We start from the raw sequence: 25,228 nt of genomic DNA on the forward strand, positions 1-25,228 counted from the left end.
AACCACATTCGGCACATCCCATCACCGTTCAATGCAGATTTTTGCCGTTCGCTGCATGATCCAAGACATCACCCATTCACAGGCTTAGGCTCAACGGTGGAATTGTCTCGGTCGCGCGGGACAGGAATCGCGCGATGTACTTCTCGGACCACGACGAAAGCGTTAGTCTGAGAACCTAGCTATTTTCAGGAGAATGCATACATGTCCAAGGTAACTAAGCTCGCAGAAAAGGGCGTAGTCCTCGCCGCGAAGGCCAGCTGGGCCGTTTTCGACAAGATCAACGCGATCAGCCCCAACAAGAGCTTCACCCCTAAGTGGTCTGATAAGCCTCTCCTGAAGAGCTACCAGAAGGAAAAGCCGCCCCTTGGCTGGCCCCGCACCACGGACTCGCTCTGCCCGCGCTGCGTGCCGGAGATCCGCCAGCAGATCCTCGATGGCAAGCTGCCGCACGAAGTCCTTCTGAATGAGAAGGTTGGTGAAATCAAGGCGCAGATCATCGAGCGTGACGGCCAGATCCTCATGGTTAAGGATTGCCCCATCCACGGTCACTTCGAAGACGTCATGTCTATCGATGCTCCGATGATGAAGCACCTCGAAGACGTCTTCCCGGGCCGCGACATCCGCGCCCACAACGATGAGAAGCTCCACAACCACGGCACGTCGACCGTTACCCACGGTCGCGGTTCGGTTCTCACCATCGATCTCACCAACCGTTGCAACATGATGTGCGATCCCTGCTTCATGGACGCCAACCAGGTCGGCTTTGTCCACGAACTCACGTGGGACGAGATCAAGACCATGCTCGACAATGCGATCACCATCAAGCCGCGTCGTCAGATGTCCGTGCAGTTCTCGGGCGGTGAGCCCACCCTGTCACCGTACTTCCTTGACGCTGTCTCTTACGCTCGTAAGGTCGGTTACAACTCGGTACAGGCTGCAACCAACGGCATTGAATTCGCGAAGTCGGCTGAGTTCGCACGCGCTGCGGCTGAAGCCGGTCTCCGTTACGCCTACCTCCAGTTCGACGGCATCGGCAACGCTGCCAACTCGCACCGTAAGGTTGGTAACTCGTTCGACGTAAAGCTGCAGGCGATCCACAACCTGCACGCTGCCGGTGTGGATATCGTTCCTGTCACCTGCATCATCAACGGCATCAACAACGAGCAGGTTGGCCGCATCATCGAGTTCGCTCTCGACAACCCGAAGAAGATCAACTTCCTCTCCTTCCAGCCGGTTTCCTTCACGGGCCGCGACGAAGCCGTCTCCGACGAGCGCCGCATGGCACAGCGTTACACGCTGTCGCATCTTGCACACGACGTTCGCTCGCAGACCGGCCTCGGCGAATCCACGCGCGACTGGTTCCCGATCTCGTTCATGTCCACCTTCTCTGACTGGGCCGATCTGGTTCACGGACCGGAGCACGAGTGGGGCCAGCTCTCCTGCGGTTGCCACCCGAACTGCGGTATCGGTATGGCGCTCATGATCGACAAGGAAACGAAGGAAGCCGTTCCCGTCACCGCGTTCCTCGACGCCGTGCAGCTTGCCAAGGACATTGCGAAGGTCAACGACGCATCGCGCGGCAAGCTCATGACGATCGTGGGTGCTGGTCTGGCCCTGATCCGCAACTACAACCCGTCGAAGGCCCCGAAGAACTTCAGCATCTTCGCCCTCCTCGAAAAGTTCGACAAGTGCTTCGGCGCGACCGGCCGCAACTACGGCAAGGTTACCGCTGACCGCACCATGGAAGACATCGAGAAGCGCCGCGGCGACCGTTGGAACTTCCTCTTCATCGCCGGCATGTGGTTCCAGGATCTCTTCAACTACGACTTCCGCCGCACCGAGCAGTGCATCATTCCGTACGCTACGCAGGAAGGCGAAATCTCCTTCTGCGCGTACAACACGGGTATCGGCTGGCGCAACATCATCGAGAAGATGCACATGACCGCTACGCTCACCAAGTGGTACGAAGAGCATGGCCGTCACGAGATCTTCGCCGGTGGTAAGAAGGTTTCGCTTGACCGTCAGGACAAGTACGACCTGAAGCTCAACGAGGCTCATGTCAACTCGGCAGCGAACGACACGTTCGAGAAGTCCGGCATTGCGAAGAATGCGCGCGAAGAAAAGATTCGCGCACGCGACGCAAAGATGAAGCAGGACGCCGAGAACGCTCGCATGTCGAAGCTTTACCGCAAGGAAATTCTCAAGGAGCAGGAGCAGCCTGGCTTCATCGCCCTCGGCGAGATCAAGGCAGCCCCCGCAATCAAGGCAGAAGAGAACGACCTCGTCTCCGGCGACTAGTTCCTCGCAAGCGACAACACAACGGCCACCCGCAAGGGTGGCCGTTGTCGTTTTGAGGGTTCCTGCAGGGGAGGGACCTCATAGGACATCTGCGGATATTAGTGGACACTAGCGTACGTCTAAGGCATCCTATAAACATACGGCCGACTCCAATGCGCGCAAGCGTACGTGTCGGCCTTCTTATTGCTGAGCACAATATTGAGCATTCCTTACATCAAGACCTATCTCTCGGTTGCCGAGCAAGTTGAACTGCTTCGTTCAAGAGGGATGTTCATCTCAGATACCGTGAAAGCTGCTTCTTGCCTGCATCGCGTCGGCTATTACCGCCTAAGTGGCTACGCTTATCCATTTCGCCATCGTGAAATCATTACGGACTTAGACGGCAAGAGCACCGAGAAGCTATTCGAGAGCTTTCGGCCTGGCACAGACTTTTCTACCGTGATGGATCTATACGTCTTCGATAAAAAGCTTCGTCTGCTCTTCCTCGATGCGATTGAACGTATTGAAGTGGCACTGCGTGTTGAAGTCGCTTTGCATCTAGGCCGGTATGGCGCTCTTTCTTACCGGGAACCAACAATCTTCAATCCTTTCTTTCACACTAAGACCACGGATAACAAGGAGACGCAACATCAGAAATGGTTGCGGAAGATTGATGAAGCATTCGACCACTCAAGAGAAGAGTTCGCAAATCATTACCGCTCAAAGTATTCGACTCCGCTTCCCATCTGGATGTCGATTGAAGTCTGGGATTTTGGGTGCCTAGCGATGGTTCTGAACGGCATGAAAGACGCCGATCTCAACGAACTCTCAAAGCTTTATGAACTTCCGAAACGTCGCTATCTTACGTCGTGGGCACAAAGCATGAACTTCGTCCGAAATGTGTGTGCGCATCACGGTCGACTTTGGAACCGTCCAATAGTGCAACAGCCAGCTCTCCCAGTGCATGAGGATCTCGCACTCTTACAGCATGTAAAGAATGACGAACTCGCGGAGCGTCGGCTTTATGCGGTAGCTGCCGCGATCCAATACTTTATGCGTATCGTTCACCCTGGTAGCTCTTGGAGCGATAGGCTCGCCGCCCACCTCGGCACTCTTCCAGAGTCAATGCATCTATCAACTCGCCACATGGGATTTCCTGAAAAATGGGAGCAGCTTCCGCTCTGGGCCGCGTAGGTCTATGCGCTCTACGCAAGTCTCTTCCAGCTCGCCGGGCTTACGCCTACCTTCTGCCGGAACGCCCGTACAAAGTTCACATCGGAGCTAAACCCAACCTCAGCAGCAATCTCCTTCACCGACATTCCACCCATTCGCAGCAACCGCTTCGCGCGTTCGAGCTTCTGCTCCAGCACATACTGATACGGCGTCTGCCCGGTACTCGCGCGGAACTTATGCGACAGATGCGATTCGCTCATCTGTAACTCCGTTGCCACCTCTGCCAGCCGCACATCACGATGCAGATTGTCGGTCATAAACTCCAGCGCACGCCGCAGCTTCTCCTGCGGGAGTCTGCCTTCAAACCCGCGTAAGCGGCCGTCGAACGAGCCATACCCACGCACCAACGCCTGTACCAGCCTGGTCTCAAGCTGATCGACATACAGCCCACCGAGCGGAAAACCATCGGCAGCCTCGCGCTGCATCTGCTGCATCAGCCGCGCGAGCCCCGCATCGCGTAGCGCCCACCGATTCGCGAAGTCCACACCGCTCTTCAGCCCAGCTTCCTCCGCCACGCGCTCCAGCAGATCAGCCTTCACGGAAACCACCAGCCGTGAAGAAGTGTCTGTCCAGCGCAGTCGATCACGCGTCCCCGGGGCCAGCAGAATCATCGACCCCGGTGCCGTAGTCTCCACGCGATTGCGCCCGTCATTCCACCACTCCATCTCCGGAGTGCCGGCAAGCTGCAGGTGCAGACAAAGCTCATTGTGCTGATGCTCAGGAATCTCAATCGAGCCAACATCGTGCCGCTCCATCAGCACGCCACGCCACAGCGGCGGAGCCGCCGCCCCACGCGCAGCACCCGGCAGCAACGGGACAAAGCGGTCCTGTTGCCAAACCTGAATCCGTTGCTGCGTCTGTATCGCCAACCCGATGCCCCCTCTACGTAATAGATGCCGTGACTTTATCGCAGGAATTGCATATTCCGCTCTCTCCCCTGCGCGACTCTAATCACACGAGGTACAAGCACATGCGCAGCATCTCTCAACTCGTCAGCGAAGGCTTCATCTGGGGCGTCGGCATCACCCGCCCGCGTCACGGCCGCGAACGCAGCGCCGCCTTCTTCATCACCGGCGTCCTCGCCGCAACCATCGCCTTTGTTGCCAGCATGTTCTTCGTGTTGAAGGGCGTTATCTACTAGCGGTCTACGTCGTCGGCCAGTCCTTGCGGGCAATGTGGAACACATCGCGTGTCGTAGCATAGCCACCTGCGCCGTGCATACGTCCCACCAGCCGCAGCTTCGCCGGGTCGACGTACAACCGCTCCAGGTTCTCGAACGCCTCTGTCCACACGTGCGCGTAGACGACGTTTGCGAGTAGTAGTGTGCTCTTGCCACCAAAGTTCATCGTCTGCAGCAGCGTGCACTCCAGCGCCGCAGGGGAGTCCTGCAGCCGTGGCACATTCACCACCGTCGGGGCCGCAATCTTCAACCCCGCCGCAGCCACTTCATCCACACCTCGCGGAGCGTTGGAGGCGGTGAGGTTCATTTCCTCGGCCAACTCCTCCGGCACCATGTTCACCACGAACTCGCCCGTCGCTAAAATGTTCGCCAGCGTGTCCTTCTGGTCGCGGTCAGGAGCATTCGAGAAGCTCACCGCCACCAACGGCGGATCCGACGACACGATGTTGAAGAACGAGAACGGCGCAGCATTCAACACGCCCTGCTTATCGTGCGAGGTGATCCACGCTATCGGTCGCGGAAGGATGATCGACGCCAGCAGCTTATAGCTGTCGCCGCGCGTCATATTGGCAATATCGAAGTGAGAGAAGGTATCTGCAGTAGGCATCGTGAATAGCTCGACCCTCAGCCTAGCAGAGTACCGGAACGGGGTATTTCGTCACCCGACTGTTTGCTGCGAAGATAGCCATGGCCCCAAGCCAAACATTCGCTCGCGGAGACTCCATGCCGAAGTTTCGTCCTGTCCTGACGGTTGTCCTTCTTGCCCTCTTCTCGTTTGCTGCCAGCCACGCCTTCGCGCAAACGCCCATCAGTATCTACGTCCAGGCAGGCACCGGCGGCTTTGCAGCTAACGGCGCGGGTGACTCCGCCACAGATATCGCTGCGAACCTGCAAAAGAAGCGCGGCTTCCAGATCGTGGACAGCCCGGCCAATGCAGACGTGATCCTGCGCGTCGACTCCCGCAACACCCGGCAGGAAGCGTACAGCATCACCACAAACGCCAATGAGAGCAAAGACGGCAAGAGCGCCACAGCCACCACCACGCAGAACAAGAAGACCATCCTAGAAGTCCACGCCACCATCGTCGCCGGTGACTTCCAGCTTCCTCTCCTCGGCGCCTCCACCTTCTCCTGGCGCTTGTCTGCGGGCGACATCACCTCGCAGCTAGAGCATTGGACCAAAGAGAACTACGCAAAGCTCGTCGAGAAGCGTATAGAGCGCGAAAAGAGCCGCCCCTCTCCAGCCGTCGCACAGGCTGCCCTCGCTGAGCCTGCCATGAACGCTGACATCGCCCCCGGCATGACCGAAGCCCAGGTACTCCGCACCCTCGGTCCCGCCGACAAAAAATTCAGCTTCGGCCCCAAGTCACTCTGGACCTACCGCGGCCTGCAGGTCATCTTCGAAAACGGCAAAGTTTCGGACGTAAAGTTCTAGAAGTTCTCAGTAGGAAGTAGGAATGGGAGCAGGAGCCACAGGCCTCTGCTCCCATTCTTTGTTCTTTACTCCGCACACCTTGTTGCTTTGTCATCCCGAGCGAAGCCGAGGGACCCGCTTGTCGCTCACTGCGCCCCTGACCTCAAGCTCAGCCTCATCCTTTGCGGACTTCGCTCTTAAACTTTGCGCACGTTGCGTTAAGGCCTTCTCTCCCTCCACCACGTCAGGCACGCTTGCCCTTGAAAGGGATGTTTGCCTTTCAGAGCAGAGGCGGGCTTCAACCCCGGCCCCCCGCCAAACATCAAGGCACAAACATCTTGTAGAGCATCACGACCACCAGCGTACCCACCGCTGCCAGAATCAACCCGCTCATCCGCCGCTTGTACACAAACCAGATCAGCACCAGTCCGGTCAGCGACACCAGCACCAGCAGCACGGCGGACACATCGATCACCGCAGCCCATACCTTGCCCGCATCGCGGCCCTTGTGCAGATCATTCATCACCGCGACGAAGCCCGACTTCACCACCGTCAGGTCGTACTTCCCTGTCTCGCGATCCACAAACGCATCGGCCGTATAGCCTGGCGCTTTGAACGACACCGACACCTGCGAGTCGTCCACGCGGAAGTCCGAAACCGCTCCCGTCACATGGTCATGCGCGCGCAGATACTCCACGATGCCCAGTTTGTCGGCACCATCCGCATCGTTGGTATGCAGCATCTTCGCTGCGATCGCACCATGCGCTTCAATCGTCCGCGACTGCTTCGCAAACCAGTCAGGATGGTTCAGCGTGAGCCCTGTCGCGGAGAAAAACAGCACCACGGCGAAGCTCACCATGCTTAGGTAGATGTGCAGCCAACGCGCGGAAACCGCCGTTGCCTTGCGCACTCGTACGCGCATCGGCACCGGCGGTTTCGTGTTGGGTTTTGGGCTAGTGTTTGCGGTAGTCAAGCGTTACCGCTCCCAGTTCCTTGCCGCCTGCAATCGACATCTGCGCGGTCTTGCCGTTGAACTCAATCTCACGACGCTGAATCTCGTAGCCGCCATGCTCGCGCGAAACCTCCACGCAGATCGTGTACTTGCCAGCCTTCACCAGCTTGCCTTCGTTGTCCTTGCCATCCCACTTCAGCGAGTACTTGCCAGCAGGCCGCGTCGCCGACGAAATTGTCTTCGACACATCCGTACCCTCTGCCAGGTTGCGGATTTGATCATCGCGATACCACTGCTTCAGATCAGGAATCCAGCGCGGATTCTGCACCCACAACGCAATCGTGCGCAAAGGGAAGTGGTCCGCATCTTCCACCCACACCGCAACATACGGGCGGCGGTAGCGAGCATCTTCAATGCGCGGCAGCTCCAGGTTGATCGTCAGCTCAAACGAGGGATTCCACGCACCAGCCACAGCGGCTTTCGCGGGAGCATACGGCGCGCTGTAAGCCACCGGCTTCACTGCCGCCTGCTCATACGCTGCCCATCCTGCGCTACGCACCTGCGAACCATCGGCCATCACCAGCATGTACGCCGCATCGCCGCTCTTCGCCGCCAACGTCGCGCTCTCTTCCGGCGACAAGACCGACATCGCCGTCGCCAGCGCACCAGCCGTCTCCGCATCGCGAGCGATCACCGTCGAGCTCAACACATGCCCCGTCGGCATCGCCGTCCGCGGGTCCAGAATGTGTGACATCTCCGCAGCCACCTCGCGGCGGTACGATCCGCTCGTCGCCACGGCACGATCCTGCACGTTTACTTCTGCCAGGGCCGAATCGTTCTCCGCATCGGCTGCCGGATTGGCAATCGCCACCCGCTCGCTCATCGCGCCGCGTACAACAACATCACCACCCACGTTCAACACCACGCCATGCGCACCCGCAGCCATCGCTGCATCGGCTGCCTTGGTCGTGATCGCTGACTTTGCAAACGTCGCAAACGCCAGCGGAACATCGCTCAAACGCGTCGCCGTGCCGTTCGCTGCATCCAGAGTCCAGTGCGGCTGCTGCATCGCTTCTACGGTGGTGCGAATCTCTGCAGCCGTCGGTTTGCGGCCTTCTGCTGCCGTGCGCTTCCAGAGCTGCGCCGCAGCTTCTGCTGAAGCATCCAGAGCGCCGTTGCTCTTCTCGCGCCACGCATCGAAGCTCGCCAGCATCGCAAACAGCTCCGGCGAAACCTTCACCGGCTCAAACCGCGTCCGCTCCCACTGCGACAGCTCGCTGTCCTTGCGCCACGAGCTCAACCGCGCTTCTTCGCCATCGAACACCTGCAGCGCCGCTGCTTCCGCGCGCTGCGCTTCGGCGTAGTTCGTCGCACGCACACGCACATCCAACGAAGTCCCCAGCACGTTCTCGTGCGCAAAGCTCCACGAGCTTGCATGAGCATCCGCTGCTGTATTCGCCGCGGCCTGCGCAAACGCCGGAGTATGTACCGCCACCATCGCCAGCGGAAGCATCAACGCCGCCGCTCCCTTACGCTTCATCGTCCAGGCCATTAGTGCTTCTCCTCGCCACCGTCTTTGTGCTGCCCACCTTCACCACCACCCGGCCGGCCAAAGCCGCCCGCAGGCATCGATGCGAAGTACACCTTCAGCTCTTCCAGATCGGCAAAGCCATCGCTGTTCGTGTCGATCTTCTCAAACTGCGCCTGCATCCGCTCCGGCATCTCTGCCTTACTCAGCTTGCCATCCTGGTTCGTGTCCCACTCTTCCAGCATGTGCTTGGCACGCTCTTCGGAGGTCATCTGCCGCGGCTTCATCTCGTCGGGAGTGATCTCGCCATCGCCGTTCTTGTCCAGTGCCAGCAACGCCTTCGGCGCGGCAGCAATCTCGTCGGCTTCGATTACGCCATCGTGATTCGCATCCAGCGTGTTCAGCAGCGGGTCCATGCGGAACATGCCCTCCGCCTTGCCTGGCTCAGACTGGCGTCCGGTCGGCATACCCTGCTTGCGGGCCATCGCGCGAATCTCATCCGGCGTCAGCTTGCCGTCCTTGTTCGTGTCCGCGCGCTCAAACAGGCTCTGCATACGCGCCGGCAGCTCATCCGGAGTCAACACACCGTCGCCGTTCTTATCGAACGCCATCAACTGCTTCACCAGGTCCTCGGCAGACGCCCCGGCGTTCTCCGGGCGAGAGCTCAACTCATCGCTCGTAATCTGTCCATCGCCGTTCGTATCCAGCGTCAGCAGGCTCTTGCTCGAAGCCGCAATCTCAGTGGCAGAAAGCTTGCCGTCACCATCGGTATCCATGGCCTTCAGCACCAGTCGCGGCCGATTCCCCGGGCCTTGTGCCGCCGCAAACTGCGCCGCTCCCATAACGGCCATCGCCGCCAGCAAACCTACTGTTCCCGCACGCTTCACTTCGTTCTCCTGCCCCGACTTTCATATCGGACTACTTTTGTCCTAGTTATATCTTCAATCAGGCATTCAGGGCAACGCTTTTGTTCGCATAAGATCATCGGCATGGCTGCCCGTATGGAAAAAATCGACGCCTACATCGCCAAAGCCCAGCCCTTCGCGCAACCCATCCTCACCTACCTCCGCGAAGCCGTTCACAAAGCTGTGCCTGACGTCGAAGAAGCCATCAAGTGGTCCATGCCCTTCTTCGTCTACAAGGGCATCATCCTCGCGAACATGGCTGGCTTCAAACACCACGTCAACTTCGGCCTCTGGGACGGCATGGCTCCCACCGCTCCCGGCGCCGACGGCTCCATCCGCAGCTTTGACAAGCTCACCAGCCTCAAAGACCTGCCCTCAGCCCGCGATCTCAAGCAGACGCTCGTTAGCGCCGCGCATCGCATCGACACCGGCGAGCGCACAAAGAGCATCGTTCGCCACGAAAAGGCTGGCACCAGACGCCCCGAGGTCGAGCTCCCTGCCGCTCTCTCCGCAGCGCTCAAGAAGAACAAGGAAGCTGCGGTCAACTTCAAAGCCTTCAGCCCATCCTGCCGCCGCGAGTACTGCGAGTGGATCACCGATGCCAAGCGCGAGGAGACCCGCGACAAGCGCCTCCAGCAGGCAATCGAGTGGATCGCCGAAGGCAAACACCGTAACTGGAAGTACGAGACCGCGGGGAAGAAGTAAGCTCGTAAGGAGCATGACTCGGCTTCGCCGCACACCTGACGCGTCTCTCCCGGACTCCTCCGCAGACAACGCTCCCCTCGTGCCGTTTGATCCGGCTGCCTTCTCGCGCCGTCTTTTCCTCTGGTATCGCGACAACGCGCGCGTCCTACCCTGGCGCAACATCGATAGTCCCTATGGAACGTGGCTCTCCGAGATCATGCTCCAGCAGACCCGCGTCGCCACCGTCATCGAGCGTTACGGCGAGTTCCTGGAGCGTTTCCCCACCATCGCCGCCCTCGCTGAAGCGCAGGAGCCCGAGGTTCTTGCCCTCTGGAGCGGCCTCGGCTACTACCGTCGCGCCCGCATGCTGCATCGCGGAGCCCAGTTCGTCATGCGCGAGTTCAACGGCAAGCTCCCCCGCGACTCCCGCACCCTGCGCTCACTTCCCGGCGTCGGCGACTACACCGCCGCAGCCATCGCCAGCATCGCCTTCCGCGAACAGATCGCCGTCGTCGACGGCAACGTCGAGCGTGTCCTCTTCCGCATCCTCGGCCAGCCGGAGGACCGCTCCAGCGCCGCCCGCACCCGCCTCTCCCGTATCGCGCAATCGCTCGTCCCGCCGCCGCTCACGCCCCGCGCCCGTGCGAATCCTCCTGGTGACCACAACCAGGCCATGATGGAGCTTGGAGCCACCGTCTGCACGCCCCGCGCCCCGCTCTGCCTGCACTGCCCCGTCGTCGACTTCTGCATCACTCGCGGCGAGCACCACACCGTGCCGCGCGACAAGCAGCGGAGCCGCACCGTCGCCCATCTGCTCGCTCTGCGCAAGCGCGGCACAGGCACCGAGGTCCTCCTGGAACGCCGTCCTGACACCGCCAGCCTCATGCCCGGTATGACCGAGCTGCCTCCGCTCCCGCTCGAAGCCGTCGCCGACCGCGAACCCGTCCTCCGCCTCCGCCACGCCATCACGAACACCAACTACTACGTCGAGCTTTACGCCGAGTCTGCTCCCGGCGTCCCGCCCTACCTTGACCCCGATAACCCTGCGATTCTCGAAGAAGGTCTCGTCGTCGCGGACCCGGAAGACACCCCGCACGACACGTATCTGCAGCAATCCATCCCTGCCAGCGAGGCCAACCTGTTCTGGGTCGCCACCTCCACGCTTCCTATGCAGCCGCTCACGGGCCTGGCCCGCAAGGCCCTGCAGCGCATGGGCGTGATGCGCATCCCCCGCCCCAAAATCGCCCACCGCACCCCCACGCCTTTGGCGTAGAGCCAGGCGTCTCACCACCCGCCGCTGTTTTGTCTGCCCACTCCCTACTCCCTACCCCCTGCTCCTCCCGCCCTATACTTTCCACAAGATGAAAATTCTCCGCTCTCTTGCCGCTTCCGTCGCGCTCGTGTCTTCTGCGCTCGCCTTTGCGCAAACCCCCATCGCCCGCGCTGAGAAAACCATCTCCCCCGACCGCATCCGCGAGTACGACAAGTTCCTCGCCAGCGATCTTCTGGAAGGCCGTTACCCCGGCCTCCGCGGCGGACAGCTTGCAGCCGAGTACATCGCCTCGCAGTTCGCCCTCTACGGCCTCAAGCCCGCCGGCGACAACGGCACCTACATGCAGCAGGTCAACTTCGTCGGCATGAAGGCCGTTCCCTCGGCCACGCACTTCACCTTCGAGCCCGCCAAGGGCGCGGCGCTCCCCCTCACCTTCGGTAAGGACTTCGTCGTCTCCAACGAAACCCTCACGCCCTCCGTCTCCTTCGACGCCCCCATCGTCTTCGTCGGTTTCGGGGCCACCGCGCCCGAGTACAACTGGGACGACTACGCAGGCGTCGACGTGAAGGGCAAAATCATCCTCTGCATCGTCGGCGACCCACCCTCCACCAATCCCAAGTTCTTCGGTGGCGACGCGCTCACCTACTACGGCCGCTGGACTTACAAGTTCGAGCAGGCCGCGCGCAAAGGCGCCATCGGTGCGCTCATCATCCACCGCACCGACTACGCCAGCTACGGCTGGGATGTCGTCCGCAACTCCAACGCCGGGGAAAAGACCTACCTCCGCGACGACGCCAACCCACGCCTGAAGGCCGCCAGCTGGATCCAGCTTGAAGTCGCCCGCAAGCTCTTCGCCATGAGCGGTCTCAACCTCGACGAGCAGATGGCCGCCGCCTCCAAACCCGGCTTCAAGGCTTTCGAACTCCCCGTCCACCTGAAGGCCACGGTCGAAAGCACCGTCCGCCGCTTCCAGAGCCCCAACATCGTCGGCATCCTGCCCGGTGCAAACGTCGCCGCGCACAAGCCCGATCAGGCCGTCCTCTACACCGCGCACTACGACCACCTCGGCATCCACCCCGACCAGCCCGGCGACAACATCTACAACGGAGCCGCAGACAACGGCACCGGCGTAGCCATGCTGCTTGAGTCTGCGTACGCGTGGTCTCAGTTTGCGAAACAGCCCGGCGTCACGCTGCCTCACTCCGTCATCTTCTCGTCGGTCACCGCAGAGGAGCAGGGCCTGCTCGGCTCCGAGTACCTCGGCCAGCACCCGCCCATCCCCGCCGACCAGATCGCCCTCGACATCAACTACGACATGCTCCTGCCCATTGGTATGCAGAAGGAGATCAACGTCAACGGCGCGCAGCGCACCACCTTCTTCCCGCAGGTGGAGGCCACAGCCAAGCGCTTCGGCCTCGCCATCGTGCCAGACCCGCGCCCGTCCGCTGGCAGCTACTACCGCTCCGACCACTTCTCGCTCTCGCGCGTCGGCATCCCCGCCTTCTCGGTCGACTCCGGCACTCTCTACGAAGGCCACGACCGTGCCTGGGGCATCGCGCAGGAGAAGGACTACAACGACAACCGTTACCACAACTTCTCTGACAACTTCGACCCCACCTGGGACTTCCGCGGCGACGCCAACCTGGCCCGCTTCGGCATGGACCTCGGCTGGCAGGTCATCCACGCCCCGCACTCGGTCGAATGGAAGCACGGCGACGAGTTCGAACCCGCCCGCCTCGCCAGCCAGAAGAAGTAACCCTCAGCGAAAACAGAACAAACAACAGACAAGAAACAGCGGGGCGTGGAGATCATCTCCACGCCCCCTGTCTTACCTTTGCCTTACGCACGCCCCACGCCCGCCTCCTGCTGTCTCTGCATTCTCTCCGTGCCCTTCTCCGCGCCCTCTGCGTTCCCGCCTTTGAAGTACTTCGCCTTCAGACCAACCGCAATAGCCCAAACAAAAAGGAGGGCATCAGCCCTCCCTCCGTGCCCTTCTGTGCTTCTCCGAGTCCTCCGTGTTCGCTGTTCCCGACCACATCTACGCCCTAAACCCAACCCCTGCTTCACCGCCCAGCCACCACCGCAGCCGCGCTCTCATTCCCATGCTTATCCACGGCCGTCACGCGCCACACATACGCCACACCGTCCTTCGCCGTCGCATCATGAAACGCGGGCATCGTCACTGGAGCCGCATTCAGCTTCGCGCTCACCCCACCCGGTTCCTGCCGATAGACGTTGTACCCGGCCAGACCGTTGTCCTCCACAGGCTCCCATACCAAATCCACAGCCCACCCACCATCATCTGTGCGAAACCCTGCCGCCGTCGCATCGGTCGGGGCCAGCGGAGGATACACGTCCCGCAGCGTAAAAGGCACCGCCGCAGAATCCATGCTTCGCATCGCCAGCTTCCTCGCCCCGATCTCTGCTTCCTTCTCGCGATGCGCAACATACTCATACGCCACGCCTTCGACCGCGCCGGTATCTAAAAGCACCCCGGGATCGCCGCCATTCTCCGGCTTCAGCACCACAGGCTCCTTCGCTCCCACAGCCTTTCGCTCTACGACCACTGCGCCGCCCTGAGCCACCTTTTGCCAGCGCAACAACGCACCCAGCCGCGAACCCTGCACCGCAAATCCGGCCACCTGCGCGGAGCCAATGCCACCCGCCACAAACGCCGCGTCGGACTCTCCCGCACCTTTTCCGCGTCCGTTCAGCAACTCCACGCGATACCCCAGCAGCCGGTTCGGCCCCGTCGCCAGCGTCACCGGCAACGCGTCGTGAACCACCGCCACCGTCCCCGGAGCGACCTCGCTGGTCAGCGCAGGCAATGCCATGCATCCGCCGTGCTCCACCTCGCGGCACACCTTTGCCTTCAACGACTTGTCCTTGATCGTCACGCCATCGGTTGTGCGCTCGCTCACCGTAAATTGGAGCTTCACGACGTCCCCTTCGCGGGTCGCGGAAAGCTTGTGTGCCGTTGCAGGCAGCTTCAGCGACGGGGCCTTCGGCGGCCCGGGGCTCGCACATCCGATGGCGGCCAAACCAGCCGCGGCTAGCGCTACAAAACTCTTCCGCCCGTGTCTACGTGGTTGCATCGCCTCTGAGCCTAGCATCGCTCGATACTCCGAGGGCACTGCGGAATCCGATCGGGCAAGCATCTTTTTCAGTCAAACTGCCGTCCGAATTGACATACAGACCGAGCAGGAACCAAGCAAACATCCACATGAAGTTAGGGCCAGAGGAAAATCAAGTGAGTACCCAGATCAATGCCGCTCTGCCGATAGCATCCCCCAAGCCCCACCTCCTGCAGCGTGTCCCGTCCGCTGCCACGGCAAAGCAGGGCAGCTCCGCCGCCGCGGAAGAGCTCCCCGCCGCTTCTTCCAGCGTCACGCCGGAAGCCGCCGAAGCTTTCATCGAAAATAAGCGTATCGGCGAGCGCATCAAGTTCCTCCGCCAGCGTAAGAGCATGGGACTGGTCGAACTCGGCCGGCACACAGGCCTCTCCGCCAGCTTCCTCTCTCAGCTTGAAACCGGCCGCGTCGTTCCCACGCTGCGCAATCTCGCACGCATCGCGATGGTCTTCTCGAAGGATCTCAGCTTCTTCTTTGAGCCCGAGCGCCCCGAACTCTTCCGCATTGTCCGCGCCGCAGACCGCCAGCGCCAGCCGCAGACCGGCGCAGAAGAGCCTGCCTACTTCTTCGAAAGCCTCGGCCACATTCCCGGCGACAACACCATCGCGCCCTACGTTGCAGAGTTTCTGCCGCAGGACAACGACCGCCCTGTTCGCGAGCACCAGCATGCCGGCTCTGAGTTCGTCTTCATCTTTGGTGGATCGCTCAACATCGTCCACGGCAACCGCAGCGAGGTCGTCGAAGAAGGCGATGCGGTCTACTTCAACGCCTCCGCCGCGCACTGCTACCGCGCCGTCGGCCACGAACCCTGCGAAGCCCTCATCATCACCATGCCGGAGTCACTGCGCACCCTCTCCACAGGGTTACGCGTGCCAATCACCGCGAGCCCCTCGAAGGTAGCCCGCGGCTCGGCGGCCTAAGCCGCGGGAGCCACACAAGCTACCCGAGAAACATCTTTTCGACATCCAGCCAGTCGTTCACGCGCCGAAAGCCTTCTACATAAAGGTTTGTCGGCGACGTGTACAAAATCCCTTCGCCCTGGAACCGCCGCAACTGCCGCGGATTATCGTCAATCAGATAATCCCCGCGCAGGATTCCCTTGTCGCCGCAGAACACAATGTGCGAGTTCGGGATAAACGGAAAGTGTTCTTTCAGCCAGCGGAACTTCGCATTGAAGCTTGTCGGCACCTCCATCGCCGCTGTGGCGATGAAGATCTCGTAGCGTGACTGCAGTCGTTCCAGCACGCGCGCAGCTTCCGGCATCACATCCAGCACGGCAAAAAAGTCATCGCTCAGCAGGTGGTCCTGCAGCGCGGGCACCCGTTCCTCGGGAACGGTATCCCAAAGCCAACGCCCCTGCAGGTCTGTGCGCTTCAGCTCCTCGCTGAAGTCCCGGTTGTATCGAACTAGTTGTTCTGCCAGCGCATCGGCGATTACCTCGTCCATGTCTACACAGATGATCTTGCGGCCGGTATTGTTCGCGTTGCTGCTCATGCCTTCACGTCCAGTGTAAGCGCCCGACGCAGCCGGTCGCCAGCCGGCCAAGCACCGGGCCGATCGTTCCTCAGGTCCCAGAACAGAATTCGCCCGCAGCTTTCGCAGGTCATAATCTCGTTCGCATGCTCGCGCCCGGTCAACTCATTCCAGCGCTGCGGCCTCACCTTCATCCGGCACGCCGAGCACTGCTCGTTCACTCCCTCGGCCAGCCCTGTGCCACGCGACTTCGCCAGCCGGTCAAACATCGCCAGCACATCTTCGCTGATCCCCGCACGCACCGCGACCTGTTCCGCGCCGCGAACCACCAGCGCCTCATCCGCATCTTCCTTGCCCTGCGCCGCGATCTGCCGTTTCACCAACAGCGCTTCCTGGGCCTTCGCCAGGGTCTCGGTTGCCCGCGCCAACTCCGCTTCGGCCACCTCGCTGCGCTCCATCGAGGCCAGTTCCTCGTCCTCCAGCCGTGCGATCGCGTCTCCGGCAAACCCCATCTCGTGCTCCAGCGCCGTCGCCTGCTGCGTGCTGGTCGCAGAGTCCATCTGCTTCTTCAACCGCCCCAGCTTGGCGCGGTTCTGCTCCGCATCCGCCCCGGACTTCTTCCGGAGAGCCTCTTCTGCCAACAGCGTAGTTTGCACCGTCTTCAGTGCAGCTTCTGCCTTGGCAAGCTCCTTCTCTGCAGCGGCCACAATGCCCGGAAGCCGCGTCAATTCAGCACGCAAGCTCGTTATCTCCAGAGCAATCGCCTGCAGCGTCACCAGTTGTTCCAGGTCCTGATTCATCGTCCCTCGATCCGAGTTGAAGCCTAGCACGTCAGAAATATCGCAACTTTCTGCAATTTTTTCGCCGTTCGCACATCTTTAGAATCAACAGAACACATTTATGGCCACTGCTGCTCTCGCTCAACCCGTTGCTGTCCCCTGGCGTCCACGTATTAATCCGTGGATCGTTGCCATGACCGTCACTCTCGCGACCTTCATGGAAGTGCTCGACAGCTCCATCGCGAACGTCGCGCTGCCGCACATCGCGGGCGGCCTCGGCGCCACGCAGGATGAGGCTACGTGGGTACTCACGGCCTATCTTGTCGCCAACGCCGTCATCCTGCCCGCAGGCGCTTACATGACGACGTTCATCGGGCGCAAGAAGTTCTACATGATCTGCGTGGCGCTCTTCGGCATCTCGTCGGCGCTCTGCGGCCTCGCGCCCACGCTGCCTCTGCTCGTCTTCTTCCGAATCCTCCAGGGCATCGGTGGCGGCGGCCTCGCTCCCTCGGAGCAGGCGATCCTCGCCGACACCTTCCCCCCGGAGAAACGAGGGCAGGCCTTCGCCATGTACGGCCTCGCCGTCGTCGTCGCTCCGGCCATCGGACCGACACTCGGCGGATACATCACCGACAACTTCGACTGGCGCTGGATCTTCTTCCTCAACGTGCCGATCTGCCTCCTGTCGCTCTTCCTCACCTCGCGCATCGTGGAAGATCCTCCCTACGTTGAAAAGCAGGTGGCTGAAGCGCAAAAGGGTGGCGTCCGCCTCGACTTCCTGGGCTTCGCTCTCGTCGGCCTCACCTTCGGTTCGCTCGAGTTCCTGCTCGATAAGGGCCAGGAGGACGACTGGTTCGCCTCGCACCTCATCGTCTTCTTCTCCATCGTGATGGTCGCGGCCTTTGTCCTGCTCATCTGGTGGGAACTCAAGCAGCTTCGTGAGGGGCATCGACCTCTACTCAACCTCACGCTCTTCAAGCGAAGGCAGTTCGCCATCAGCTTCATCCTGATGTTCGTCCTCGGCTTCTCGCTCTACGGCACCACGATTCTCATCCCGCAGTTCGTGCAATCGTTGCTGGGGTATACCGCCGAACTTGCCGGAAAGGTGCTGTCACCTGCTGGCTTCATGATGATGGCGATGATGCCTGTCGTGGGCATCCTCTCGGGCAAGGTCGATCCAAGAAAACTCATTGGTTTCGGCTTTACCTCGTTGACGCTATCGCTCATTTACATGGCGAACATCAACCTCAACATCAGTTACGGCGAACTGGTGGTGATGCGCTGCTTCCAGGCTTCGGGCCTCGCCTTCCTCTTCATTCCGATCAATACGATTGCGTACGTCGGCGTGAAGCAGAGCGAGAACAACGACGTCTCGGGTCTCACCAACCTTGCGCGTAATATCGGCGGCTCCTGCGGTACGGCCTTCATGGCCACGCTTCTGGTGCGTCGCTCCGCTGCGCATGAGAGCAGCATGATCCGTAATCTGACGTCGCTGAACACGGCCTTCCAGTCTCAGGTCCACTCTTTGTCTGGCTCGTTTGCCGCCGGCAACGGTGGCGCATCTTCTGGCGGAGCCGTTCACACGGCACAGGCGTACATCTACGCCCAGTTACATCGCCAGTCGGCCACGCTTGCGTACGTCGACATCATCCGCTATCTCACCCTCTTCTGCGCCTGCGTCCTGCCGCTGCTCTTCCTCATCCCGCGTCCCCCCAAGGATGCTGCCTCCAACGCAGGCCACTAACTTACCCGTAACGCTAATCTGCAACAAAGCAAACGCCCCGGATCTCATCCGGGGCGTTTGCTTTGTTCTTGCATCTTGCATCTGGCCCAGTAAACCTGCCACTCGTGCAAGTTGTCATCCCGAGCAAGCCGAGCGACCTGCTTGTCGCCAGTCGTGCCACGCCCATCACCTCAGCCTGTGCCACCTCTGCGTTCCCGCTTTTGCCTTTAGAGTAGAAAGCCCGCCAGCAAGAAGGCCCGGACCTCTCACAGCAACCCTTGCAACTCCATCGCATTCGCACTCGCATGTCCCAGCGCCGTATTGTCGAAGATCACCCACGTCTCCTTCGCCCGCGCAGGCTCCCGCATCCGATCCGCAAACTCCCGCAGAAAACCCTCGCTGTACTCGGAGTAGTACGTGCGCGGCGCGCCATGCAGCCGCCAGTACCGTAGCTCCATCCAACCTCCGGGCCTGCCCGCCAGTGCCGAGCCCTTCGGAGGATCAGCCGCTACGCGTGCCACCTCAAAGCCGCGCAGCGTGCGATCGACCTCCGGCGCAAACCAGCTCCCATGCCTTGGCTCCAGCACCACCGCGCCATCATGCAGCTCGCGCAACGTCGTGAAGAACTCATGCGCCACGCCTTCGTCATACTCCAGCTTCGGCGGCAACTGGACCAGCAGCGGCCCCAGCTTCTCTCCGAGCCCGCGCACCTGCTCAAGAAACGCCACCAGCAGCGCACCCGTGTCCACCAGCTTCGCCGTATGCGTAATCGTCTTCGGCATCTTCACCGCAAAGCGAAAGTCTTCGGGCACCGATCGCGCCCAGCGCTCCCACGTCTTCAGCATGTGCGGACGATGGAAGCTTGAGTTGATCTCCACACACCGCAACGCACTGGCGCAGCGCTCCAGGTGTGAGCCCTCTGCCGCAAACCGTGCCGCATGCTCCTTCGGAATCGTCCATCCCGCCGTGCCAATGCGAACGTTGTTCATCGCTTCGCCTCCACCGGCACATGCGGATTCTCCGGCCACGCGTGCCGAGGGTACCGCCGCATCAGCTCCTTGCGTGTACTCGGGTACAGCCTCTCCCAGAACCCCGCCAGATCGGTCGTCGTCTGCACCGCTCGCTGGTTCGGCGCCAGCAGATGCACCACTACCGGCGTGCGTTCCGGCCCGATGCGCGGCGTCTCCTTCATGCCGAAGAAGTCCTGCAGCCGCGACCCAATCCACGGCGCACGGTCCAGCTCGTAATGCACCTTCGTCTGCCGCCCACTGCTCAGCCGAATCGTCGACGGAGCCAGCTCATTTAACTTGCCCGCGCCCACCTGCGCTTCCAGCAGCGAGAAGAATCCGCTCGACGCCTCTCGCAACTGCGCAAACGTCCGCAGGCCGTACGCCAACTCCCGCAGTGTCGCTTCCTCATCCACCACAACTCCGGCAAACTTCACGCGCGCGCGAAAGTTTTCCAGGTGCTCGGCATCCACAAACCGCTCCAGCCCAGCTTCGATCGCCTTCTCGGCCAGCATCCGCGCGGCGTCCTCGTCGCTCGCCAGCCCTCGCGACTCCTCGATCACCAGCTTGTCGAAGAGCAGTGCGCTTCTCTGCTCCACGCGCTCGCCCCCACGGTTCCATTCGACGGTCACCTCATCGCGCACGCGTTCCGGAAACACGTCAAGCAACCACTCCGGCTCGATCCGCGCATACGTCCGCACCAGTGGCAGCGGGTTCTCTTCGCGGTCCTCTGCATCCAGCGCGAGAAAGTACTCGCCCTGCGGCAACTCCCCGGCAAGTTCGGCAGCAACGCCGTTCGCCAATCCCACCTGCTTGCCCACGCGCCGCTTCGCCACGCGATCAGGAAACCCTGCGAGCAGACACAGCAGCAGCGCCTCATCGTCATGCTCACGCGTCGCCCGCGCTGGCTTCACCACTCGCAGCAGCTGCTCGTACTGCAGGCGAACGCGAGCATCCATCGCCTTGCCCGCATGCTTGTCCATCGCGGCCAGCAGCTCGTTCTCCACCATGGGGACGCCAGCCCCCAGCAGCGCCGCCGCGCGACAGGCCGCCTCGCCCACACCGCGCTCCTGTGCCGCAATCACCACCCGCGCCAGCCTCGGAGTCAGTGGCAGCCGCGCCATCCGAGCCGCCATCTCGCCCTCCGCGCCCAGCGCATCCAGCAAGGTCTCCGCACTACGCACGGCATCTGCCGGAGGCTCATCCAGCCACGTCAGTTCGCTCGGATGCGCCACACCCTGCGCGCGCAACGCCAGCAGCAACTGCGAGAGCTCTGCCCGCAGAATCTCCGGCGTGTCATGCTCCGGACGAAGCAGAAAGTCCTCCTGCGCATACAGCCGCAGCACGCGCCCCGGCCCCATGCGCCCTGCGCGTCCACCGCGCTGTATTGCCGAAGCCCGGCTCACGCGGCCAATGCGCAGCAGCGGCAGGCCCGTCCACGGCGAATGGCTCGCCACCCGCGCCAGCCCGCTGTCGATCACCGCATTCACGCCGTCCACCGTCACCGAACTCTCCGCCACGTTCGTCGCGAAGATCACCTTGCGCTCCCGCGATGGCTGCACCACGCGGTCCTGCTCCGCAGGCGTCAGGCTTCCATGCAGCGCCAGCGCGGTCAGCCCATACCGCCGCACCACATCCTCGCTCTCGCGCATCGCGCGTCGAATCTCCGCCTGCCCCGGCAGAAACACCAGCACATTGCCCGCGGAGTCTTCCTTCACAATGCGTTCCACCGCGTCGCGCACCAGCGCAGGCAGTGGCTTGGACGTATACCCCACATGCTCCACGCTCAGCGGATATGCTCGTCCCTCGGAGCGCACCACCGGGCAGCCTCCAAGGAACGCCGCCACCGGAGCGGCCTCCAACGTCGCCGACATCACGACGATCTTCAGCTCCGGCCTGCGCTCCTTCTGCAGCCGACGCAGCAGCGCCAACGCCAGGTCCGTCTCCAGGTGCCGCTCATGAAACTCATCCAGCACCACTACCGAAACGCCCTTCAACTCAGGGTCGCCGAGCAGCCGCCGGTTCAAAATGCCTTCAGTCACAAAGCGCAGCCGAGTCTTCGGCCCCACGCGCTCCTCGAACCGCACCTGGTAGCCAACCGTCTCTCCGGCCTCTTCACCCAGTTCTGCAGCCACACGCCTCGCCGCCAGCCGCGCAGCAATGCGCCGCGGCTCCAGCACCAGCACGTCGCCGCTCACCGCATCGAGCAGAGCGCGCGGCACACGCGTCGTCTTGCCCGCTCCAGGAGCAGCTTCCAGCACAACGTTCGGCCCCTGCTTCAGCACTCGCAGAAGCTCGGGCAACACCGCATCAATGGGCAGAGAAGAAGAGATCACAACCTCTCCATTCTCCCATCGCCGCCCGTGCAGGCAAAAGCAAACGCCCCGGCTGCGAAGTGCAGTCGGGGCGTTTGGGTTAGGTGCGGCGTATGCCGCGCGTTGGGTTAGAACGTGTAGCGAACCGCTGCCTGTGCACGACGTGCATTGGTACCGTCCGGGAAGCCGGCCGATGCCGTACCGCGACCATAGCCCGAGGGCCATGCCGTGGAAGCAGCCGTGATCACGCTCGTTGCACCGTTGGCCGTGTAGCCAACCTGGTTCACCGAGGTGTAGCGGATGTGGTTCAGTGCGTTGATCGCCTCGAAGCTCAGCTCGATCGTCTGTGCATTCTTGATCGGGAACTTCTTGGTGAGGCGCGCATCGAGCTGAGCGGTTGTGCCCAGCGGTAGGTTGCTGATCGGCAAGAACGGCACGCGGTTATAAGCAGGCGACTCGCCACCGAGACCGGTGATGCTGCCCGACTGATACCATGCGCTGTTCGAAGCCGAGATCGTCAGCGTCGAGTTCACATGCTGAGGTGTTGCCCACACGAAGACCGGCGAAAGCTGCCAGCCTGCAAGGGCCTGCTGCTTCCAGTGCTCGTGGAACATGTCCGTCGGGATCATCGCGATTCCGCTGATGACAACACGGTGACGTGTATCTTCAGCCGAGATGCCCTTTTCATACGAGTAACCGCTGCGGCCATTCACCGGGAAAGCACCGTTGAAGAGCGTATCGGTCGTATCGCTGAAGTAGTAGTTCGAGCTCGCAGCGCCCTGGGTCAAATCCTCTGCCTTCGACCAGGTGTAGTTGATCGAGCCCTGAAGGAAGCGGTTCTCACGGTGCTTCAACTCAACCAGCAGACCGTCGTACCAGATACGGCCCGAGTTATCGATCTGCAGAATCTGTGCGTACTGCGAGTACTTCTTCGCAGAGGCAAGGTAGGTCGGCAGCACGAGCGAATGCGAGGTGCCATTCAGTTCGTTCACCGTGTAGGTCTGCGAACCTGTCGGAGCGCCGATGTTGAGATCCGAACGCTGCAGGAACTTCAGACCGCGAGCCCACAGGTAACCGATGTTGAGGCTGGTGTCCTTGGAGAGCTGCTGCTCCACGCCGAGCTGAGCTTCCTGAACGTACGGAGTACCTAGACCAGGCTTGGTGAAACCGGTGTTGACAAGCGACGAAGGAATCGTCGAGAGCGCAGCATCGGTCAGCACAGCCGGATAGTTTGGAGCGTAGGTGGTTGCGGGCGTAAGCGTCGGCAGCGACTTACGAATCGTACCGCCGAGCTGCTGCAGACGAGTGATCGTTGCACCGGGAAGGCGGTTGTAGAAGATGCCGTAGTTGCCGCGGAAGACCGTCTTGCCACCGTTCTCGGCATACGAGAAACCGATACGAGGCGAGAAGTTCAGCTTGGGCTGGTTGATCTTGCCAACAGTCGAGTCGGTGGCTGCGAATGCCGGTGCCGGCGGCTGCGTGTAGGTTGCGTAGTCATAACGGACGCCAAGGTTCAGCATCAGCTTCTGCGTAATCTGCCACTGATCCTGAGCGAAGAAGTCATAATCGCGGATCGTGATGCGGGTAATCGGGTGGCCGATCGCCTGCGTGAAACCAGCATAATGACGGCCAGCGAGGGTATCGGTTGGCAGTGGGGTCAAATCCTGAGCCCATGTGGTGAACGAGTTGTAGGTGTACTGGCCGGGTCCCTTGTAGATACCGTTTTCGTAGCTACGCAGGTACGCCAGGCTGGCGCCCACCTTGATCTGGTGCTTGCCCTTCGAGATCGAGTACGTATCGTCGAAGGTGTAGCGGGTTTCGCTGGGCTGCTTATTGGGCAGTGCGTTCACCGAAACACCCAGGTTGCTTACCGGTCCGACCGAGAGGGCGGAGCGGAGAGCGCCCGGAGGCAACAGGTCGGTCGGCAAACCCTGGAAGCGATGGTCCTGGTTATAGCCAAGGCGCAGTTCGTTTACCGAGTGGTCCGTGACCAGGTAGGTGTTTGAGATGTGACCGTTACGGATGTGCGTGCTGACGTTGTAGTTGACAGCCGAAGTACCGCTACCATCGGTCACCGCTGCCGACGAAACGCCGACGTGCGTACCGGAGTAGTTCAGCAGGTTGCCGGTGAACGCCCACGAACTCTTGTCATTCTGACGCCAGTCGATACGGCCAAAGCCGCCGTTCTGGTTCAGGTTGCGTGGAACTGTCGCGTTATGGAAGCGGTTGAGATACGTCTGAGCTGCCGTGCACTGCGCAACGGTAGCTACCGTCGTATCGCAGGCTCCCGTCAGCAACTGTCCGTTTGCATCGAGAACCGTCGCGCTGGTCAGCGTCGACTGAATCGGGAAGTTACGCTTCGTACCTTCGTAGCTGGCAAAGAAGAAGAGCTTGTCCTTGATGATCGGACCGCCCACCGTGCCGCCGTACTGGTGGCGATACTCCGAAGGGTTGAATGCAACGTTCGTGCCATTCACCGTGCGCTTGGAGAACAGATCGGTTGCGTTCAGCGTGCGGTTGCGGAAGAACCAGAACGCTCCGCCATGGAACATGTTGGTACCGCTCTTGGTAATCGTGTTGACCACGCCGCCTGCGCCACGGCCGAACTCAGCCGAGTAGCCTGCGACTTCCGTGCGGAACTCCTGCACGGCGTCCTGCGAGATGTTCGAGAGTACGGCGCTGCCGCCAGCGTTCTGCACGAACCACTGGTTCGTTACGTCGACACCGTCCTGGAGGAAGGCGTTACCGGATGGAACGCCGTGAAATGAGATTTCACCCGTTGTACCGTCCTGCACAACGCCCGGCGAGAGCAGGGCGAACTGATCCACACGGCGGCCGTTGATGGGCAGGTTCATGATCTGCGCCTGGTTGATCAGAGCCGACGTTTCCGTCTTGGACGTATCCACAATCGGCGCGGTCGCATCGGAGACGGTAACGCTGTCGCTCGCGTTGACCGTAAGGCTCATCGGTACGGCAAGCTGTTCACCTACATGCACGGTCAACGACGTGGTCTTCGATGTTCCAAAGCCCGCAGCGGTCACCACGATGACGTAGCCTTCACCCGGACGAAGCGACGGGAACAGGTAAAGACCGTCCGAAGTCGACTTAAGGTGGCGATCGATGCCGAGGTTTTTGTTGACCAGCTCAACGTCAGCGTTGGGGACCACTGCGCCCGAAGGGTCGCGAACGACACCGTTCAGAGCGCCAAGGCCAGCCAGAGACTGGGCCGCAGCAGCGCCGACTGTCAGCGCCAGAGCGCCAACAGCAGCAGTATAAGTAACCCGGCGTCGCCAGAACGTCGCCGAGAGATCGCGTAGAGGCGAAAGCATATGCAGTTCTCCGTCATACAGGTGAG

20 protein-coding genes are annotated in these 25,228 nt (G+C 61.3%); 9 read left to right on the plus strand and 11 right to left on the minus strand.

Annotated features, from left to right (window positions below; genetic code table 11):
* Positions 1-201: 201 nt before the first annotated feature.
* Both PW792_17625 and PW792_17630 read left to right on the plus strand, forming a co-directional pair.
* Positions 202-2,298: a radical SAM protein gene (locus tag PW792_17625; protein MDE1163748.1), complete on the plus strand. Its 2,097-nt coding sequence runs from the start codon at positions 202-204 to the stop codon at positions 2,296-2,298.
* A 198-nt stretch (positions 2,299-2,496) separates the two neighbouring features.
* Complete coding sequence (locus tag PW792_17630; GenBank protein MDE1163749.1) at positions 2,497-3,471, plus strand: Abi family protein; 975 nt, start codon at positions 2,497-2,499, stop codon at positions 3,469-3,471.
* Positions 3,472-3,482: 11 nt separating this feature from the next.
* On the opposite strand, the gene PW792_17635 is transcribed toward PW792_17630, so the two are convergent.
* Complete coding sequence (locus PW792_17635; protein MDE1163750.1) at positions 3,483-4,379, minus strand: AraC family transcriptional regulator; 897 nt, start codon at positions 4,377-4,379, stop codon at positions 3,483-3,485.
* 101 nt (positions 4,380-4,480) lie between these two features.
* On the opposite strand from PW792_17635, the gene PW792_17640 reads away from it, so the two are divergent.
* Entirely contained in the window at positions 4,481-4,651 is a 171-nt protein-coding gene (locus PW792_17640) for a hypothetical protein (protein MDE1163751.1), read from the plus strand.
* A 4-nt stretch (positions 4,652-4,655) separates the two neighbouring features.
* On the opposite strand, the gene PW792_17645 is transcribed toward PW792_17640, so the two are convergent.
* Positions 4,656-5,297 (minus strand): flavin reductase family protein, encoded by a 642-nt coding sequence (locus PW792_17645; protein ID MDE1163752.1) that lies wholly within the window; start codon positions 5,295-5,297, stop codon positions 4,656-4,658.
* Positions 5,298-5,413: 116 nt separating this feature from the next.
* Here PW792_17645 and PW792_17650 point away from each other — a divergent pair, with 116 nt between their 5' ends.
* Positions 5,414-6,124, plus strand: coding sequence for a hypothetical protein (locus PW792_17650; GenBank protein ID MDE1163753.1), 711 nt, complete (start codon positions 5,414-5,416; stop codon positions 6,122-6,124).
* A gap of 301 nt (positions 6,125-6,425) precedes the next feature.
* Here the strand turns inward: PW792_17650 and PW792_17655 are convergent, their stop codons facing one another.
* The 3 genes from PW792_17655 to PW792_17665 are packed head-to-tail and all read right to left on the minus strand — an operon-like array spanning position 6,426 to position 9,470.
* Positions 6,426-7,076, minus strand: a complete 651-nt coding sequence (locus tag PW792_17655) for a PepSY-associated TM helix domain-containing protein (protein ID MDE1163754.1) — start codon at positions 7,074-7,076, stop codon at positions 6,426-6,428.
* Positions 7,057-8,607 (minus strand): DUF2271 domain-containing protein, encoded by a 1,551-nt coding sequence (locus tag PW792_17660; GenBank protein MDE1163755.1) that lies wholly within the window; start codon positions 8,605-8,607, stop codon positions 7,057-7,059. Before PW792_17660 ends, PW792_17655 begins: the two co-directional genes overlap by 20 nt.
* Positions 8,607-9,470, minus strand: a complete 864-nt coding sequence (locus tag PW792_17665) for an EF-hand domain-containing protein (GenBank protein MDE1163756.1) — start codon at positions 9,468-9,470, stop codon at positions 8,607-8,609. Before PW792_17665 ends, PW792_17660 begins: the two co-directional genes overlap by 1 nt.
* A gap of 102 nt (positions 9,471-9,572) precedes the next feature.
* Between PW792_17665 and PW792_17670 the strand changes: the two genes are divergently transcribed.
* From PW792_17670 to PW792_17680, 3 genes are all read left to right on the plus strand, one after another.
* A complete protein-coding gene (locus tag PW792_17670) occupies positions 9,573-10,193 on the plus strand; it encodes a YdeI/OmpD-associated family protein (GenBank protein ID MDE1163757.1) in 621 nt (206 codons plus the stop codon).
* 13 nt (positions 10,194-10,206) lie between these two features.
* Complete coding sequence (locus tag PW792_17675; GenBank protein MDE1163758.1) at positions 10,207-11,445, plus strand: A/G-specific adenine glycosylase; 1,239 nt, start codon at positions 10,207-10,209, stop codon at positions 11,443-11,445.
* An 88-nt stretch (positions 11,446-11,533) separates the two neighbouring features.
* Positions 11,534-13,201: a M28 family peptidase gene (locus PW792_17680; protein MDE1163759.1), complete on the plus strand. Its 1,668-nt coding sequence runs from the start codon at positions 11,534-11,536 to the stop codon at positions 13,199-13,201.
* A 307-nt stretch (positions 13,202-13,508) separates the two neighbouring features.
* On the opposite strand, the gene PW792_17685 is transcribed toward PW792_17680, so the two are convergent.
* Positions 13,509-14,540 (minus strand): hypothetical protein, encoded by a 1,032-nt coding sequence (locus PW792_17685; protein ID MDE1163760.1) that lies wholly within the window; start codon positions 14,538-14,540, stop codon positions 13,509-13,511.
* Between the two features lie 155 nt (positions 14,541-14,695).
* Here PW792_17685 and PW792_17690 point away from each other — a divergent pair, with 155 nt between their 5' ends.
* Positions 14,696-15,496, plus strand: a complete 801-nt coding sequence (locus tag PW792_17690; GenBank protein ID MDE1163761.1) for an XRE family transcriptional regulator — start codon at positions 14,696-14,698, stop codon at positions 15,494-15,496.
* Between the two features lie 19 nt (positions 15,497-15,515).
* On the opposite strand, the gene PW792_17695 is transcribed toward PW792_17690, so the two are convergent.
* Positions 15,516-16,070 carry a 5'-3'-deoxyribonucleotidase gene (locus tag PW792_17695; GenBank protein MDE1163762.1) on the minus strand — a complete coding sequence of 185 codons (555 nt, stop codon included), beginning with the start codon at positions 16,068-16,070 and terminating at the stop codon, positions 15,516-15,518.
* The gene (locus PW792_17700; protein ID MDE1163763.1) at positions 16,067-16,849 is read right to left on the minus strand and encodes a C4-type zinc ribbon domain-containing protein; all 783 of its coding nucleotides are present in this window, start codon (positions 16,847-16,849) and stop codon (positions 16,067-16,069) included. The genes PW792_17695 and PW792_17700 overlap by 4 nt, the downstream gene beginning before the upstream one ends.
* A 100-nt stretch (positions 16,850-16,949) precedes the next feature.
* On the opposite strand from PW792_17700, the gene PW792_17705 reads away from it, so the two are divergent.
* Complete coding sequence (locus PW792_17705) at positions 16,950-18,572, plus strand: DHA2 family efflux MFS transporter permease subunit (protein ID MDE1163764.1); 1,623 nt, start codon at positions 16,950-16,952, stop codon at positions 18,570-18,572.
* Positions 18,573-18,817: 245 nt separating this feature from the next.
* Here the strand turns inward: PW792_17705 and PW792_17710 are convergent, their stop codons facing one another.
* The 3 genes from PW792_17710 to PW792_17720 all read right to left on the minus strand — a co-directional run bounded on the left by PW792_17710 (position 18,818) and on the right by PW792_17720 (position 25,202).
* Positions 18,818-19,540, minus strand: coding sequence for a DUF72 domain-containing protein (locus PW792_17710; GenBank protein ID MDE1163765.1), 723 nt, complete (start codon positions 19,538-19,540; stop codon positions 18,818-18,820).
* A complete protein-coding gene (gene hrpB / locus PW792_17715) occupies positions 19,537-21,894 on the minus strand; it encodes an ATP-dependent helicase HrpB (GenBank protein ID MDE1163766.1) in 2,358 nt (785 codons plus the stop codon). The genes PW792_17710 and hrpB overlap by 4 nt, the downstream gene beginning before the upstream one ends.
* Positions 21,895-22,001: 107 nt before the next feature.
* Positions 22,002-25,202, minus strand: a complete 3,201-nt coding sequence (locus PW792_17720) for a TonB-dependent receptor (GenBank protein ID MDE1163767.1) — start codon at positions 25,200-25,202, stop codon at positions 22,002-22,004.
* Positions 25,203-25,228: the final 26 nt, after the last annotated feature.

The sequence above is a fragment of the Acidobacteriaceae bacterium genome (assembly GCA_028283655.1).
GTDB lineage: Bacteria > Acidobacteriota > Terriglobia > Terriglobales > Acidobacteriaceae > Granulicella.

What these genes read in the sequence shown, in the direction of transcription:
- PW792_17640 (MDE1163751.1), top strand. Translation starts at nt 4,481, where the DNA reads ATGCGCAGCATCTCTCAACTCGTCAGCGAAGGCTTCATCTGGGGCGTC.
- PW792_17660 (MDE1163755.1), bottom strand. Translation starts at nt 8,607, where the DNA reads ATGGCCTGGACGATGAAGCGTAAGGGAGCGGCGGCGTTGATGCTTCCG.
- PW792_17685 (MDE1163760.1), bottom strand. Translation starts at nt 14,540, where the DNA reads ATGCAACCACGTAGACACGGGCGGAAGAGTTTTGTAGCGCTAGCCGCG.
- PW792_17650 (MDE1163753.1), top strand. Translation starts at nt 5,414, where the DNA reads ATGCCGAAGTTTCGTCCTGTCCTGACGGTTGTCCTTCTTGCCCTCTTC.
- PW792_17675 (MDE1163758.1), top strand. Translation starts at nt 10,207, where the DNA reads ATGACTCGGCTTCGCCGCACACCTGACGCGTCTCTCCCGGACTCCTCC.
- PW792_17695 (MDE1163762.1), bottom strand. Translation starts at nt 16,070, where the DNA reads ATGAGCAGCAACGCGAACAATACCGGCCGCAAGATCATCTGTGTAGAC.
- PW792_17700 (MDE1163763.1), bottom strand. Translation starts at nt 16,849, where the DNA reads ATGAATCAGGACCTGGAACAACTGGTGACGCTGCAGGCGATTGCTCTG.
- PW792_17645 (MDE1163752.1), bottom strand. Translation starts at nt 5,297, where the DNA reads ATGCCTACTGCAGATACCTTCTCTCACTTCGATATTGCCAATATGACG.
- PW792_17670 (MDE1163757.1), top strand. Translation starts at nt 9,573, where the DNA reads ATGGCTGCCCGTATGGAAAAAATCGACGCCTACATCGCCAAAGCCCAG.
- PW792_17720 (MDE1163767.1), bottom strand. Translation starts at nt 25,202, where the DNA reads ATGCTTTCGCCTCTACGCGATCTCTCGGCGACGTTCTGGCGACGCCGG.
- PW792_17710 (MDE1163765.1), bottom strand. Translation starts at nt 19,540, where the DNA reads ATGAACAACGTTCGCATTGGCACGGCGGGATGGACGATTCCGAAGGAG.
- PW792_17625 (MDE1163748.1), top strand. Translation starts at nt 202, where the DNA reads ATGTCCAAGGTAACTAAGCTCGCAGAAAAGGGCGTAGTCCTCGCCGCG.
- PW792_17680 (MDE1163759.1), top strand. Translation starts at nt 11,534, where the DNA reads ATGAAAATTCTCCGCTCTCTTGCCGCTTCCGTCGCGCTCGTGTCTTCT.
- PW792_17705 (MDE1163764.1), top strand. Translation starts at nt 16,950, where the DNA reads ATGGCCACTGCTGCTCTCGCTCAACCCGTTGCTGTCCCCTGGCGTCCA.